Raw genomic sequence first — 15,864 nt, forward strand, 5'->3', positions numbered from 1 at the left:
CGACTAACCCGAGTTTCGGTTTACGCAGTCCGCAACTTCCAAATTAAGATTTTGCAAACAGCCCTGTGTCAGGTTCTTTACTGACGCGGGGCTGTTTATCTTGTCGGTTATTTACTCCATCGTTTCTGTGAGAATTCAATTAAAAGAAAGGATAACATTTCGTGAGATTGTACAATTTTAAGGACTAATCAAGGTTATATAATAATTTTAGTAATGAGAATGTAACAAGTACGGGAGAGGAGAGAAGCAAGACAGATGCAACAACAAATGACACAACCGCAAGCAGCAGGCGCCAATTTGATTCCTTCGAAGAAAGCAAAGGCGAAGTACTTTAAACGCGCATTTCCTTTTTATACGATGATTTCACTCGGTTTGCTGTATTTCCTGATTTTTCGCTACGGCCCGATGTTCGGTCTATTCATCGCATTCAAAGATTATTCGCCGTTCCGTGGCGTCTGGGAGAGCGAATGGATTGGTTTAGACCATTACGTTCGTCTATTCACGGAGAATGATTTTATGCTTTTGTTGAAAAACACATTGATTTTGAATGTTTTGGATACGGTAATTGCTTTTCCATTTCCGATCCTGATTGCGATTTTACTAAATGAGGTAAGTAACAAGTATTTTAAAAGTACGATGCAAACGATATTGTACGCCCCGCATTTTTTGTCATGGGTAGTTATTGTAGGGATCACGATGTTGTTCTTCCGTGCTCAGGATGGCGGCGTGAATGTGCTGCTGGATGCTATGGGATTCGGCCGCATTGAATTAATGACAGATCCGAAATATTTTCGTTTTGTTTGGTTATTCCATAATATTTGGCAAGGAGCCGGTTGGGGAGCGATTATTTATTTGGCGGCGATCGCTGGGATCGATCCGGCGCTTTACGAGGCAGCCAAGGTGGACGGAGCCAGCAGATTGCGTCAAATTTGGAGTATTACGCTCCCATCGCTGAAAAACGTCATCTTGATTATGTTTATTTTACGGCTAGGCAGCTTTATCGAAGTCGGCTTCGAGCATATTTTCCTGTTGCAAAACCCGCTGAATCTTGGCGTAACGGACGTTTTCGATACGTACGTTTACCGTCAAGGTCTCGTGCAAGGCGATTTCAGTTACGCAACCGCGATTGGATTTTTTAAATCCTTCGTAGGGCTCGCGATGGTGGTGACCGCTAATACGATCGCCAAGCGGTTCGGTGAGGAGGGTGTCTACTAATGAGTAAGCTTCATTCTAAGGGCGATCGTCTATATACGTATATCGTACATGCGTTTCTGATTGTTTTCACCGCCTCCATTTTGCTTCCGTTGATCTATGTCATCATGACTTCGTTTGCTCCGGCTCGGGATTACTACACGAGAAGCTTCTTTCTTATTCCAAGTTCCTGGACGCTCGAGGCTTATCACTATTTATTGAATAATCCCGGTTTCATTCAAGCATTAAAAAGCTCGATATTGATTACCGTTGTCGGAACTTTCATAAATATTACGATAACCTCTTTGATGGCCTATGGTTTGTCGGAGCCTGGTATTAAAGGGCGATCGGTTATTAATTTTATGATCTTGTTTACGATGCTTTTCTCGGGTGGACTCATTCCGACTTACCTGGTCGTAGATGGTCTTCAGCTTGTTGATACGTATTGGGCGCTGTGGCTGCCGGCAGCCATCGCTCCATTTAACGTGATTGTCATGCGCAGCTTCTTTGGATCACTGCCGTATGAACTAAAGGAGTCGGCACGGATAGACGGATGTGGGGAGTGGAAGATGTTTGCAACCATCATCCTCCCATTGGCGAAGCCCGCAATTGCTACCTTTACTTTGTTCTACATGGTTGGAAATTGGAATACCTACTTCTCGGCAATCATGTATTTGAATGACGATTCAAAATGGCCGCTGCAAGTATTCTTAAGGCAAATGCTCATCCTGAACGACGAGAGAATCGGTCAACTCGCCGAAACGGTATATACGTATACCCCTGCGGCGCGTATGGCAGCGATCTTGATTACGGCATTGCCACTACTCATCATCTATCCGTTTCTTCAAAAACATTTCAACAAAGGGATGTTAATCGGATCGGTGAAGGGCTGATATTTAATTGATCAATGAAGCTGTCCGACTAGTCTGAGACTAACCCGGCAGCTTTTTTTTCTGACAATGCATTAGGGCAGCATCATGGCATATTGAGTATGAGGATGGTTCGAAAGAGATGATTAGAACGGACCACGACGGTTGGAAGGTGAGGGAAAGCGCAACGAAGCTTGCCAATGTTTATGGCTTGGAAAACTTCGATGCTCGCATATATCCGAACGGCTGGCATGATAATGGGTTTGATGATTCGGAGTGGGGGGAGACATGTGCGCGGAAGCCATCATTCCGTAAGAGGCTTGATACACGTTGATTTCTCACATGGTGCGGATGGGTTAAAGCAGCTGCATGTAAGCATTCCGCCTAATACGACAGCAGTGGTCAAACTTCCGATTTCTCGTCTGCTGGACGTGTATTGGAGAACGGAGCTCCATGTGAATATGAAGTGTTACGGGAGAATGGGCAGATGTATGGCGTGAAAAAGATTGCGTCAGGCAGTTATATGTTAAATGCTTAATGCAAAAGGGAAGAAGCTGCCGCTTTAGTCTAAGACTAAAGCGGCAGCTTCTTATTCAATGAAGAGTAATATACGTATTACTTTTGTAAAGAAAAGCCCCCTTATAGATTTCAATGGTTTAACACATAGTGTGTTCATCCATTGTCTGCTATAAGGGGTGAGTTACAGGAATATAGAGTTTATTTTGCTGTTATTTCACATTGATAAAGCGCATAGCCTGTCCATCGCGTGCTTCCACAGAGACATTATCCAGCACAAGGCCTCGGACGTTGTTCGCGATAAAACCATGCTTCCCTACGGCGGTTATGTTCTCTAGCCGGATATTCTCCAGCGGGCTTTCGAGCAGGCCGGTGAGATAGATGGCGTTTCCGGCGACTGTGTCCAGCGTGATATTTTGGAACAAAATATTCCGAATGACGGGGGTTCCCTCATCCGCTGGCAGGGCTTGGTGCGGGTCAAAAGCCAAATCGCCATAGAATTGGTCTACATACAATGCACCGCGGAACCACTGGGTATCTTGAAGTTCAAGGTTTTGGTTGGTGAACGTGCAGTCCCGGTAAGTGATATTCTCAATCACGCTGCCGCGTCCGCGGATGGCTTTGACGCTCGCCACACTGAAGGCATCATGGAACACGCAGTCTTCCACCAACACGTTACGCACGCCTCCGGACATCTCGCTGCCCATTGCCACGCCGAATCCGCTAGTAAAACGGCAGTTGCTAATACGCACATTCTCCGTCGGGATGCCTACCGCGCGGCCCTCGGCATTTCGGCCCGACTTGATGGCGATGCAGTCATCCTGGCTGGCGATGTGGCAGTTGAAGATATAAACGTCGCTGCAGGAATCGGGATCCAGCCCGTCGCCGTTCACAATGCCCTCATACAGATTGCCTTCTTCGTCATACTTGGTGTGAATGCCCACGCCGTTCACGCTTACGCCGTTGCAGTACACAATGTGCACGCACCAGAAGGGAGATTGGCGAACCGTGATGCCTTGCAGGTACACATTATCGGTATTTCGGATACTTAATGCAGATCCCGGCTTGCCTGCAGCTTCCGATAGCTCCTTCTTGCGAAGTTTACTGCCGTTTGCGTCGATTTTTCCCGGACCTGCAATGGTGATGTTGCGCAAGCGACCGCCCGCCGTATCCGGTGTGTTGATAAGGCTAGTGTAGCAGGTTTTTTCCAGTCCCTCCCATCGGGTGTCTATGAGGGGGTAGTCTTTTGTATCCGGGCTGCCAAGCAGCACTGCGCCTTCGTCGAGGAACAACGTTATATCGCTTTTAAGGAAAATAGCACCAGAAAGGAAAACGCCTTCGGGGATATATACGTGGCCGCCTGGGCTGCAAGCATCGATGGCAGATTGGATCGCCTGTGTGTTCAACGTCGCGCCGTCGCCTACCGCGCCATAGGAAGCGATATCAAACACCTGAGATTGGGGTCGTGTTTCCACATTTAGGGTATTGCTTTGCAGCGGCTCACCTGTCGCTACACATGCACGCACATAAATCTCATATTCCTGCGTGGCTGCAAGGCCCAGGAGGGTGTAGTCTGTGTTTTCTGTAGTGGCGACAAGAGCACGGTTCACATATACCTCGTAACGCTCAACGCTGGCGCGGACGGGCTTATCCCACAGAAGCGCTATGCTATTTGCCGTTTGGGACGCAGGCGGGGTGATGAGAGTAAAGGTCGTAATTGTCGATTTTTGTTCAGTGTACATTGTGCGCTCATTCCTTCCCGTTTCTAAATTCTTTATTATCTTTAGTATAAAGCCTCGCTTAGCTCCCCAAATTGTACAATCTTACGAAATGTTATCTTATCTTCTGAGGCCGAACGCGATTAAACCATAAGCGATAAGCGATGGCAGAGATGTCCGATTTCGTGTAAAAGTTCAATTGCTGTATCGCTTCAGAGTTCAACAACTTCCGAATCGTTCAATATTCTTGCAAACGATCTTGTAAATCGGATTGAATCAGATAGGTGTTCAATGGATGAGTGCACACAGCGCGAGCTCGCGAATGAGCTTGGAATTAATCGGTTTTCGCGTATAGAGAAGAGGGTGCTCATGAAGCTTTATCATGAGTTTTATAAGGCGAAGAGATGACAGGTCATTATTAATATTGTTCGAATAAGTTCTTTCATAGGTTACAATGGCCCTGTCTTCATGACGTGGCTTTTATATATTTCAGTGGTCGTTTTAAATCTGTTGGTTGAAAAAATATCACATCAAAGATTGACGCCCTTAAATCCTCGTTATGATAACGCATACAAATATGGTTGACAGGCAAAGATGTTTGGCTATATAATCTAGTTAATCGATTTACTGGAGGTGATTAAACGAAGTGAAGCGGGCCAACATTAAAGAGGTAGCTAATTTGGCTGGCGTATCCTCGGCGACCGTTTCGAATGCATTAAACGGAACGAAGTTCGTAAGCGATGAAATCAAAGCTAAGATTGATACTGCCATCCAGGAACTCAATTATCAGCCTAATATTGTAGCCAAGAGCCTTCGGATGCAGGAATCTAAGATCATCGGAGTATTAATCTCCGACGTTGCGAATCCTTTCTTTTCGGCTGTTGTTAGGGGATTGGAAGAAGAATTGGCTAAAAGCAACTACAACATCCTGCTTTGTAACACTAATTCTTCTATCGAGAAAGAACGCAATTACTTAGACGTGTTAATCGGCAAGAGGGTAGATGGGTTGATTGTTTCCTCCGCTGGAAATTCAGGCGATTATTTCCGCTCGCTCGATAAAACGGGAGTCCCGATTGTCTTTTTAAACCGTTGTCCAGAGTTCATGAACTCTGATGTCATTATGACTCACAATATACGCGGAGCCTATTCCGCTACCGAACATCTGATAAAGCACGGATATGAAAAAATAGCCATTATTACAGGACCTTCTTCAATAAGTACCGGGAAAGACCGTTTGATTGGCTACATGAGAGCGCTTGAAGATTACGACGTCATCGGCCGCGAAGAGCTTGTGAAAGAAGGGGCCTTCACCAAAGAGAGCGGATACGAAAAGATGAAGGAACTAATAGAGCAGGAGATCAAGCCTGATGCCGTATTTATTTCAAATAACTCAATGACGCTCGGGGCATACAAGTACTTAAAGGAAGCTGAAATTGATATTCCAGGTCAGATTGCTGTTTTGGGATATGACGATCCGGACTGGGCAGAAATTGTTGATCCGCCGATTACGACGATAAGACAGCCAGCTTATCAGCTTGGTGTAAATGCAGGGAGTTTAATGTTAGCTAGAATAAAAGAAAAAGACGTTAAAAGGGAAATTATGTATATGGATACAGAGCTAATCATTAGACGCTCATGTGGATGTGAATAGGGACTCGTCAAAAAATCTCGTAAAGAGACAGTCTTTCGAACGAACATTACTGATTGGTGGTAAAGTAGGACGTAAGATTGTTTTTTTTAACGATTTCAGTAAATCGATTAACCAAAAAAACGTTAATTTCGTTAGTTTCAGTAAATTATTAAAATTTCATAACTTGGAGGCAATGACATGAGAATAGCTGTTGGAGGAGACCATGCCGGATTTCCGTTAAAGGAAACGGTTATAAACGCATTAAAAGGATTGGGACACGAGGTTACGGATTATGGATCATTTGACAGTAATCCGGTTGACTTCCCGGATATTACCCGTACGGTATGCGGAGCCGTTCTCTCCGGCGATGCAGATCGGGCTGTTATGGTATGCGGAACAGGGGTGGGTGCTTGTATTGCAGCAAATAAAATTCCGGGCATTCGGGCATCCGTTTGTCATGATATTTACTCCGCTCATCAATGTGTGGAGCATGATGATGTCAATGTTATGTGCGTCGGTGCGCAAATAATAGGACCAGTATTAGTTGCTGAATTGCTCGAAGCCTACATGAATGCTGAGTTTAGCACAGAGGAAGAGTTCCGCCGACGGGTCAGAAAGCTGCACGAAATGGAACGTCAAAGCGGACCATCAGCCTCTGTTCGTTCCGAATAAAACGGTAGTCTTAAGGGAGGTCCATTGACTGTGTCGCCAAAAATCGTTGTAGTTGGAAGCTTAAATATGGATTTGATCGTTACGGCGCCGAAGATTCCGTTAGAGGGAGAAACGATTACGGGCGGTACATTTTGTTCATTGCCTGGCGGAAAAGGTGCCAATCAAGCAGTAGCGGCCAGCCGGTTAGGCGCGAATGTTCACATGGTCGGCTGTGTCGGGGATGACGAATGGGGTCGGGTATTGTTGAAAAATCTGGAACAAGAGAATATTGAGACTGATTATGTAACGATATCTCCAGGTGCAACCGGGGTGGCATTGATTACGGTCAACCAGGAAGGCAATAACAGCATTGTGGTAGCTCCAGGCGCAAACGGTCGGATGACCGTCGAACATGTTCGACGGGCTGAGTCTATCATCAGGCAAGCCGACCTGCTTCTTATTCAATTGGAGATTCCTATGACCGTTGTAGAAGAGGCTGTCCGTTTGGCTAGTCACCACCGGGTGCCGATTATTTTGAATCCTGCCCCGGCAGTTCCGCTTACGGAGGAGCTTCTCCAAAGGATCGATATCCTCACTCCGAATGAAACCGAAGGCAAGCTTATCGTTACCGGCAGGGCCGAGGGGAATGTAGAGGTTGAAGAAATCATATTCAATTTGGTGGAAAAAGGCGTCAGACAGGTTGTAATGACCCTCGGGGGAGAGGGTGTAGCTTATTCGAATGAAGGGCAGATTAAACAATTGAAAGCGCATAAGATGGAAGTCGTTGATACGACAGGGGCAGGAGATTCCTTTAACGCTGGATTGGGTGTTTATTATGCCGAAAGCGGACATCTTGCAGATGCAATCACCTTCGCCCAAGATGTAGCGGCATTGTCCGTAACGCAATTTGGTGCTCAAGCTTCGATGCCGAGCAGAAGGCAAGTGGAACATTTTTCATCAACCAAACCGAGTCATGGAGAGGAACTTGTCGATGAAATCAAATAAAATAACGCTTTTGATCGCTGCTGTTCTTTCAACTGTCATGTTAAGTGCTTGCGGTAATGCGGGATCAGACAATAATGGCACCAATAGTCCAAAAGCGGATACGAATACAGCGGGTGACGGTAAGAAAGTGGAACTGCGGGTTGCCTGGTGGGGCGGGCAAGCACGGCATGATAAAATGAATAAATTGTTTGATCTTTTTGAGGAAAAGCATCCAAACATTTCGGTAGCCCGCGAATTCACTACCGAAAACCAATATGCGGAGAAGATCAATACGCAGGCAGCTGGCGGAAATGCTCCCGATGTCATACAAACCAGCAGCTTCTTTCAACATGACTTCGTGACAAGAGATTTGATGCTTGAGCTTGACCCGCTCGTCGAAACGGGTGATTTGAATACGGCCGATTTTGATCCTGTCGACATCGGCGGCGGTACGGTTAACGGTAAATTGTATGCAATGAGCCTTGGTCACAATATTAACGGGGTTCTACATAACACGGTAATGTTCAAGAATGCCGGTATCGAGCTTCCGAAAATTAATTGGACCTGGGATGAATATGTTGATGCCGCGAAGGCATTGCAAAAATCGTTAGGTGCAGATGCTTGGGCTACGGAAGACGAAGGCGGCGTATATCGTACCCTTGAGCTGTTCGTCCAACAAAGAGGAAAGTCCGTATTTAAGGATAAAGGTTTGGGAATCGAGAAACAGGATCTTATCGACTGGTTTACGTTCTGGGATCAGATGCGCAAAGACGGATTAACTCCTCCGCCTTCCATCCAAGCCGAGCAAGGAGATAAAACCCAGGAGCAATCCATGCTTGCACGTGGTAAAGTAGCCATGATAAGCAAAAGTTCTAATCAGCTGAAAATCTATCAAGGCAGCGCAAAAGATGAGCTCGGCATTGTTAGTTATCCAATGGACCCGAATGGTAAAAAGGAAGTACCGCTCATCGTAGCATCGCTTGGCATTACAAAAAACAGTAAACACCCGAAAGAAGCGGCATTGTTGATTAATTTTGTAGTCAATGATCCGGATGCGGCTGTTATTTTTAAAGGCGAGCATGGGCCACAGGCTTCTAAAAAAATGCAAGAAGCAATCAAGCCGTTATTAGGAGCTCCGGAAGAAAAAGAATACGCTTTCATCGGCGAAATGATGGCTTCCTCGAAACCTTATCCGGCCATGCCTGAAGGCAGCACTTCCGTTCAAAAGCTACTCCTATCCACCAATGAATCGATCGCGTTTGGTAAGAAAACCATTCCTCAAGCTGTTGATGAATTTTTTCAACAAGCAGATCAAATTTTAAACCGTTAAGTAATTTAGCGGGAGCTCAAGAGAGTATGATATTTCTCGAGCTCCTACTCCATACAGAGGAGAGTTCAAGCCATGTCAACCATATTTAACAGTAAACGTTGGTTGTGGATCATTCCATATTTGTTTTTAACGCCTTGGCTGATTGGAATTTTGGTATTCAGTATGATACCCATTCTGACTTCCCTCTATCTTTCTTTTACAAATTACAATTTTGTTTCTTCGCCGGATTGGGTTGGTTTGAAAAATTACCTGACCCTGTTCAATCAGGATCCGCAATATCTTCAAGCTATTAAAGTGACCTTTACGTATGTTCTCGTGGCTGTTCCGTTAGAATTGATGTTCGCATTAGCTCTGGCTTTGCTCTTGAACAAAGGTATCCGAGGACTGGGTGTCTACCGTGCGCTATATTATATTCCTTCGTTGATCGGAGGAAGCGTAGCGATTGCTATTTTATGGCAGCAAGTATTTGGCGAGCATGGAATTGTTAATCAGGTTCTCGGTTATGTAGGGATTGATATGCCAAGCTGGGTAGGGTCGCCCGATTATGCGATTTGGTCCATTATTTTCTTGAAAGTTTGGCAATTTGGTTCGCCCATGGTCATTTTTCTGGCAGGACTCAAACAAATTCCACAAGATTATTATGAGGCTTCGTCACTCGATGGGGCTGGTAGAGTCAAACAATTTATTCATGTCACGCTTCCGATTCTGTCGCCTATTATTTTGTTCAATGCGATCATGCAGATTATCAGTTCGTTTCAGGCTTTCACGCCGGCTTACATTATAAGCAACGGTACGGGCGGGCCTGTGAATTCGACACTGTTCTATACACTCTATCTGTACCAGAACGGCTTTGGTAATTTTCAGATGGGCTATGCCTCCGCTATGGCATGGATCTTGCTGATTATAGTCGCATGCTTTACGGGAATCATTTTTTTCGCATCCAAAAAATGGGTTCACTATGAAGACTAGGGGGGGAGACAGAATGGTAAAAACGTTTGATATTAGAAAACCGCTGCTTCACGGACTAATTCTCATGGGAATCTTGATCATGCTATACCCTGTACTGTGGATGTTGATCAGTTCGTTTAAGCCCACCGAAACGATTCTGACCGATAATTCTTTATGGCCGAGGCAGCTTACTTTTGACAACTTCGTAAAAGGTTGGAAAGGGACGTCCGGTACAACGTTTTCCACTTTCTTTTCGAATTCGCTTTTTATGGTCGTGCTAGCTGTAATCGGGAATATTTTATCTTGTTCATTGACGGCATATGCTTTCGCGAGATTGGAGTTTAAAGGAAAAAAAATAATGTTTGCACTCATGCTGATGACCATGATGATTCCGCTTCATGTGTTAGTTGTCCCGCAGTATATCCTTTTTGATAAATTGGATTGGGTAAATAGCATTTTGCCGATTGTCGTACCCAAGTTTTTGGCAGTCGAAGGATTTTTCGTGTATCTGACTATACAATTTATCCGCTCGTTGCCGAAGGAATTAGATAAAGCGGCCACGGTCGACGGATGCGGACCGATTGGGATCTATACACGAATTATACTGCCATTGACCATGCCGGCTATCGTGACTACAACGATCTTTACCTTCATTTGGACGTGGAATGATTTCTTTAGCCAGCTCCTCTATCTTAGCAGCGTGAAGAAATATACGGTTACGCTGGCTCTTCGGATGTTTACTGACGCGGGAGGAGAAGCAGCGCTTGGTTCGTTGTTCGCTATGTCGATCTTATCGATTATTCCGGTATTTCTGATCTTTGTATTTTTTCAGCGTTATATTGTTGAAGGTATTGCCACATCCGGCATCAAGTGAAAATGGCTCAAAAAAGCTTCCTGCAGCGGAAGCTTTTTTTGTTCAGTTCGATAGACAGGCGTGACCGCTTTGCTGGTTGCAGTGAAGTCCTGGGCTTCTCATAGAGTAATTCGATTTGCCTCATAACGATGCAAGCTGCGATCTCTTGTCACTTAGTGAAAAATCAGCACACCATGTTGTCTGAAAAAATCATGAATGACTGATGTGTTCATCCTCATATCAGGCAGGTCTTCTGGATAATAAATGCCTGGAGACGTTGTTAAGGGAGACCGAATGCAGCATGGCGAAAAGTGAAGCAGTTCCTGCCATCCATCCGGAAGACAGAACGACAGGAGCATGAAGCTCCGTGTTTTTCAATTTGGTAATCGATTGTTGGAGTATTCTTCTGTGATAATTTCACTAGGGGACAGGAGACAATGACAGTGACAAGAACAGAACTGCACAAATTACACATCGTTCAAATGGGGGTCAGTTTAATCCTTATTTTTCTTGAACATTAGAATACGGTATTGAAACAAGAAACAGAAAGCCCAAAAACGCGATAAATGACAGAGCAGCTTCTGTGGAGGAATTGACCCTGACATACAGTTGTCAGGGTAGCCATTGTATGATGGATACATAAGTAAATTCAGAAACCGGAGGTAATTGCAATGACAAATCATAGTTCGAGATTTTATGATTATCATGTATGGGCAAATAAAATAATTTTTAATCGATTAAAGGAGCTTCCGCATCACCTATACAATCAAGAAATTCAAAGCGTATTTTCTTCGGTGTCGAAGGTCATGGCACATATATACAAGGTTGATTGTGGTTGGCTGGATATCCTGATGGGGAAAAGTATGAATGAAGCTTTAGAAGCATCTTTTCAAATCGAGGCGGATGCAGAAGCTAGAAGCCTTGAGGAACTGGAAGCTATGTATGACGATTTGTCCGTGAGATTCAAAGCATGTATTAACGAGCATGCTGATCTTGAGAAAGAGGTTGTCTTGGATAATCCTTACGCTGGAATTCTCAACACCAGATATTCAGAATTTATTATACAAGTTGTGAATCATGGTACGTACCACCGTGGAAATCTTTCTGCAATGCTTCGTGAACTGGGCCACTCCTCTGTAATGACGGAATATGGACTTTTTATGTACCAGGATGAATCAAACACGAGTATCTCAAAAGTTCTTGCCCATTAGGGAAAATACCGGCTTCCGCGAGCATCATGGAGAAGGGGTTAGAGGGTGTGTTACCGGCACATTTACAAATATTGAAATTAAACAATGATATAATGGTGTTATTCCATTATTAAAGGGAGATGTTAGATATGTTTAAACACATCGAGGATTTTGTTACAACTTGGAAAAATGAAACGGCAGCAACGTTGCGTACGCTGGAGACGCTCACAGACGAGTCTCTAAGCCAACAGATAACGAGCGACCATCGGACGCTTGGGCGTCTGGCATGGCACCTTGTACAGACGTTGCACGAAATGCCATCGCGAACGGGATTGTCTTTTGAAGGACCTGGCGAAGATATGTCGGTGCCAGCTTCTGCAGCGGACATTGCGGCGATCTATAAGCGGACCTCGCAAGCGCTCCTTGATGCTTTACAGTCCAGCTGGAAGGATGAAAATTTGCTCATCATGAGCGACATGTACGGCGAGCAATGGGCGAACGGCTTGACGCTGGATATGCTCGTAAAGCATGAAATTCATCATCGCGGTCAAATGACGGTCCTGATGCGTCAAGCCGGCCTTCGTGTGCCGGATCTTTACGGCCCGACGAAAGAGCAGTGGGCCGAGTTTGGTGCACCGGCTCCGGTAATATAGAGTATGACGATATCCCGCTTTGGCCGATTGGCAGAAGTGGGATTTTTAAGCATTTTATCATGAATGAATGATTTTGGAAGGTATAAACTATAGGGTTAAAGAAGAAGAGTACGAAACTTTTGCGTTTACTTGTAAATCATTTGAATTTGAAGTTTTTTAGAGTTATTTGTGAGAGTATAAGAATGTTTATTCTCATATGGTTGCATTTTAGGAGGTAAATTCACTTTCGGCATGCTTCGATTATAGGAAAGCTTCTGACCTTGAACTGGTCGGGGGCTTTTTTGTTTATTTCATAGTGGAAACATTAAGCAAAAGGAGTGGATAGCGAAATAACAAAGGCGGCGCCTCGAATTCGCAAAGCCTGACACGTGTTCGAAATGATCAAGAACCAATAAGGGAAAAACCGTGTTCGTCATGAGTGGATTCTCTAAAATGAGAATATCATTAGCAAAATGTTAGGTGTACTAGACAAGATCAGCATGCTCCGATTATGATAAATCTTATAAAACAGCGTATTAAGCAGCACTCACGAAGATTGATATAGTTGTCATTATGTTGTAATTGGCGAGAAAAGAACATAGGACGGGAGTGACGGTCGCAATGCAGGAATACGATTACGAGTTTGCTGATTTCATTTACTATACGCCGGGGGATCTGGATAAGGAAGGACGTATTTGGCCGGTCCGGGCGGGTCGCTCTTTGGCCAAACCCAACTATAAAGTAGGACCCAAAAGGATCGAGTGCTACAGTCTGCACTTCGTGCAGGAGGGAAAGGTTCGGCTGGAGTACGAAGGCAAGCAGACGGAACTTCAGAAGGACGACGTGTTTTGTTTGTTTCCGGGCCGTACCTATTTCTACGACATGCTGCCCTCCGACAGGCCGCTTCAAATGAGCTGGTTGGCGGTGGATGGCGACAGGGCAAAGCCGTTGCTAGAGTTAGCAGACTTAACGCAAGAGAAACCTTTTCGCAAGAATGCTGTCACCTCACGCGTTAGGGCATCGGCTGATCAAGTCATTCATACGCTGGCGGGCGCACAGCGTTGGAATCCGGCAGGTGCATTGGAGCTTCAAAGCCTCATTTGTGCGCTATTCGCCGGACTGATTCCGGAGACGGCACCTTCCCAAGAGGCTGAACTTGCCGGTTGGATTCATGAATGCATGAAATACATGGAATTGCACGCCTTGGAAGGTATAACCGTCCAGCAGGTAGCGGATTTCGCGCGTGTACACCGCTCCTACTTTACCCATGTGTTTACAAGCCAAGCGGGCATGCCCCCAATGAAGTACATGCAGAAGATCCGCATGGACAAGGCAAGGCAGCTGCTGCTCGATACGGACGCGACGATTACGGAGATCGCCCTGTCCCTTGGTTATCCGAACCTCTACACGTTCACGAGAGCCTTCAAAATTTATTTTAAGGAATCCCCCCTAACGCTGCGGAAGACGATCGGTTAGCCTCGAGAAGGCACTTTAAATTCGAAAGCGATTGAAAGACAGCATTTCCTAAGGCCCATAAAGGAGATTTCTCAATATGAAGCTGTCCACCCTTCAACGATGGATTTCACCCAGTTTAAGTATCCAGGGAAAAATATTCATCGCATTTAGTTTAGTTGCCCTGCTTTCCATTTTCTCTATTTCCGGCATTGTCTATTTGAATATGCGCGAGACCATAAAGGATAACGCGGTTACCTCGGTTTCGGATAGTATCCGCCAAGCGGATGAATCCCTCAATATCATGCTGGAAGAGATCGACCGGCTCAACACCGTGGTGGTGACCAACAAAAACACGGTGATCGATACGCTGCTCAGCCGGTCGGAAGAGATCAGCTATGAATGGTTTCTAGAGCAGAAGCGGATCGATGAATTTCTATCGGTACTGATCGATTATAAACCTTATATTTCTCGGATTGCCGTTGTTGGGCTGAACGGAAAGATATTCTTCACCGGAGGTCCTTGGCTGGACCGGACGATCCTCGGGTCGCCGATGATGGAATATACGCTGGGCAACGGATCGCGCCATGCCTATTTGAAGCAGACGGGCGTGTCGGATGCCATTACCGTAGGCCGCGAAATCCGTTATAACCGCGAGACAATCGGCGTTGTCTTGGTGGATTTAAACTATGATTTCATCAAAAAAACGTACGGAGTGAAGCCGACCGCCGATAGCATGCTGTATGTGCTCGATAAGGAAGGCGGGTTCGTTTATCAGTCCGAATCGGCGCCTTCCTTCGCCCCTTCCATCGAGAAAATCGTTAGCATCAGACAAGAATTCACGGGGCCTGGCGATGCAGCGGAGATGATCATCGCGGGAAGATCCTATACCGTCGTTAGCCGTTCTTCCGAATATACGGGCTGGACCACACTGGCGCTAATACCGATGGATTCGCTGCTTAGTGAATCTGCGAATCTCCGCAAGCTGATGGCTGAAGTTTCGGTGTTTGTCTTGATTGTCGTGTTGATCTGCTCACTTCAGGTGTCCTCCCGGATTACCATTAATATCCGGCGTCTGAAGTCCATGATGATGCTGGTGAAGGACGGGAATTTGACGTTCCCGATGAAGGAAATCAAAACAAAAGACGAGGTAGGGCAGTTGTACCATGTCTTTATCAGCATGGTGGAGGAATTGAAGCGGCTGCTGGAAGGGATTCGAATCAGTGAGAAGGAGAAGCGCGAGGCAGAATTGACCGCACTCCAGGCGCAGATACGCCCGCATTTCCTATACAACTCTCTCAATACCATTAAATATTTGGCCAAGCTGAACGGGGTGCCCAATATCGAGGAGGTATCCGGTTCGTTAATCGAGCTGATGCGTGGGGTTCTAGGCAATTCCAACGAATATCTTACAGTCCGAGAGGAGTTGGACTATGTACGAAGCTATGTCTCCATCGTGAAATATAAGTACATGCAGCCGATTCCGGTGTATGAGGCGATCGATGATGAAGTCCTGCTGGAATACCGGGTGCCCAAGCTTATGCTGCAGCCTATCGTGGAGAACGCCATCATTCATGGTATCGGTCCGCTGGAGGAAGGGGGATTGGTTATGATTCGCGTTTGCGAAGAGAACCACAACCTTAAAATCGAAGTGACGGACAACGGCAAAGGCATGACTCGTGAGCAGATGGATTTGCTGTTGGGCGAGAATAGCAAAGGAGAGGCACCTTCACGCTTCAGCGGCATGGGGGTGCGCAATGTGCATGAACGAATCGCTCGCATGTATGGAGAACCTTACGGTGTGAAGCTGTACAGCGAGCTGGGACGATATACGAAAGTCGTCATTACTTTTCCTGTTCTGCAAGATAAGGAAAAATCCGCTCAAGAGGTGATATAAGCC

At 45.7% G+C, this 15,864-nt stretch carries 15 protein-coding genes and 1 pseudogene; 15 read left to right on the plus strand and 1 reads right to left on the minus strand.

Annotated elements, in window-relative coordinates:
* Positions 1–255: 255 nt before the first annotated feature.
* From ACN6MW_RS24030 to ACN6MW_RS24045, 4 genes are all read left to right on the plus strand, one after another.
* Complete coding sequence (locus ACN6MW_RS24030) at positions 256–1,215, plus strand: ABC transporter permease (protein ID WP_419872395.1); 960 nt, start codon at positions 256–258, stop codon at positions 1,213–1,215.
* A complete protein-coding gene (locus tag ACN6MW_RS24035) occupies positions 1,215–2,084 on the plus strand; it encodes a carbohydrate ABC transporter permease (RefSeq protein ID WP_419872396.1) in 870 nt (289 codons plus the stop codon). The genes ACN6MW_RS24030 and ACN6MW_RS24035 overlap by 1 nt, the downstream gene beginning before the upstream one ends.
* A 118-nt stretch (positions 2,085–2,202) precedes the next feature.
* Positions 2,203–2,394, plus strand: coding sequence for an alpha-L-rhamnosidase N-terminal domain-containing protein (locus ACN6MW_RS24040; RefSeq protein WP_419872397.1), 192 nt, complete (start codon positions 2,203–2,205; stop codon positions 2,392–2,394).
* Positions 2,327–2,560, plus strand: a complete 234-nt coding sequence (locus tag ACN6MW_RS24045; RefSeq protein WP_419872398.1) for an alpha-L-rhamnosidase C-terminal domain-containing protein — start codon at positions 2,327–2,329, stop codon at positions 2,558–2,560. Before ACN6MW_RS24040 ends, ACN6MW_RS24045 begins: the two co-directional genes overlap by 68 nt.
* 228 nt (positions 2,561–2,788) lie before the next feature.
* On the opposite strand, the gene ACN6MW_RS24050 is transcribed toward ACN6MW_RS24045, so the two are convergent.
* On the minus strand, positions 2,789–4,318 hold the full coding sequence (locus tag ACN6MW_RS24050) for a glycosyl hydrolase family 28 protein (protein WP_419872399.1): 1,530 nt from the start codon (positions 4,316–4,318) through the stop codon (positions 2,789–2,791).
* 270 nt (positions 4,319–4,588) lie between these two features.
* Here ACN6MW_RS24050 and ACN6MW_RS24055 point away from each other — a divergent pair.
* The 11 genes and pseudogenes from ACN6MW_RS24055 to ACN6MW_RS24105 all read left to right on the plus strand — a co-directional run.
* Positions 4,589–4,702 (plus strand): annotated as a pseudogene (locus tag ACN6MW_RS24055) (RNA polymerase subunit sigma); the annotation flags it as partial.
* 238 nt (positions 4,703–4,940) lie between these two features.
* Positions 4,941–5,945, plus strand: a complete 1,005-nt coding sequence (locus ACN6MW_RS24060; protein WP_419872400.1) for a LacI family DNA-binding transcriptional regulator — start codon at positions 4,941–4,943, stop codon at positions 5,943–5,945.
* Between the two features lie 177 nt (positions 5,946–6,122).
* Complete coding sequence (locus ACN6MW_RS24065; protein ID WP_419872401.1) at positions 6,123–6,596, plus strand: RpiB/LacA/LacB family sugar-phosphate isomerase; 474 nt, start codon at positions 6,123–6,125, stop codon at positions 6,594–6,596.
* 30 nt (positions 6,597–6,626) lie between these two features.
* Positions 6,627–7,580: a ribokinase gene (gene rbsK, locus ACN6MW_RS24070; protein WP_419872402.1), complete on the plus strand. Its 954-nt coding sequence runs from the start codon at positions 6,627–6,629 to the stop codon at positions 7,578–7,580.
* Positions 7,567–8,889: an ABC transporter substrate-binding protein gene (locus tag ACN6MW_RS24075; RefSeq protein WP_419872403.1), complete on the plus strand. Its 1,323-nt coding sequence runs from the start codon at positions 7,567–7,569 to the stop codon at positions 8,887–8,889. Before rbsK ends, ACN6MW_RS24075 begins: the two co-directional genes overlap by 14 nt.
* A gap of 72 nt (positions 8,890–8,961) precedes the next feature.
* Positions 8,962–9,858, plus strand: coding sequence for a carbohydrate ABC transporter permease (locus ACN6MW_RS24080; protein WP_419872404.1), 897 nt, complete (start codon positions 8,962–8,964; stop codon positions 9,856–9,858).
* A 13-nt stretch (positions 9,859–9,871) separates the two neighbouring features.
* Positions 9,872–10,711 (plus strand): carbohydrate ABC transporter permease, encoded by an 840-nt coding sequence (locus ACN6MW_RS24085; RefSeq protein ID WP_419872405.1) that lies wholly within the window; start codon positions 9,872–9,874, stop codon positions 10,709–10,711.
* Positions 10,712–11,361: 650 nt separating this feature from the next.
* Positions 11,362–11,901, plus strand: coding sequence for a DinB family protein (locus ACN6MW_RS24090; protein ID WP_419872406.1), 540 nt, complete (start codon positions 11,362–11,364; stop codon positions 11,899–11,901).
* A 128-nt stretch (positions 11,902–12,029) separates the two neighbouring features.
* On the plus strand, positions 12,030–12,533 hold the full coding sequence (locus tag ACN6MW_RS24095) for a DinB family protein (RefSeq protein ID WP_419872407.1): 504 nt from the start codon (positions 12,030–12,032) through the stop codon (positions 12,531–12,533).
* A 600-nt stretch (positions 12,534–13,133) separates the two neighbouring features.
* Entirely contained in the window at positions 13,134–13,988 is an 855-nt protein-coding gene (locus ACN6MW_RS24100; protein ID WP_419872408.1) for an AraC family transcriptional regulator, read from the plus strand.
* Between the two features lie 76 nt (positions 13,989–14,064).
* Positions 14,065–15,861: a sensor histidine kinase gene (locus ACN6MW_RS24105; RefSeq protein WP_419872409.1), complete on the plus strand. Its 1,797-nt coding sequence runs from the start codon at positions 14,065–14,067 to the stop codon at positions 15,859–15,861.
* Positions 15,862–15,864 lie beyond the last annotated feature (3 nt).

Origin of the sequence: Pristimantibacillus sp. PTI5 (assembly GCF_048572955.1) — a bacterium.
Classification (GTDB): Bacteria; Bacillota; Bacilli; order Paenibacillales; family Paenibacillaceae; genus Pristimantibacillus.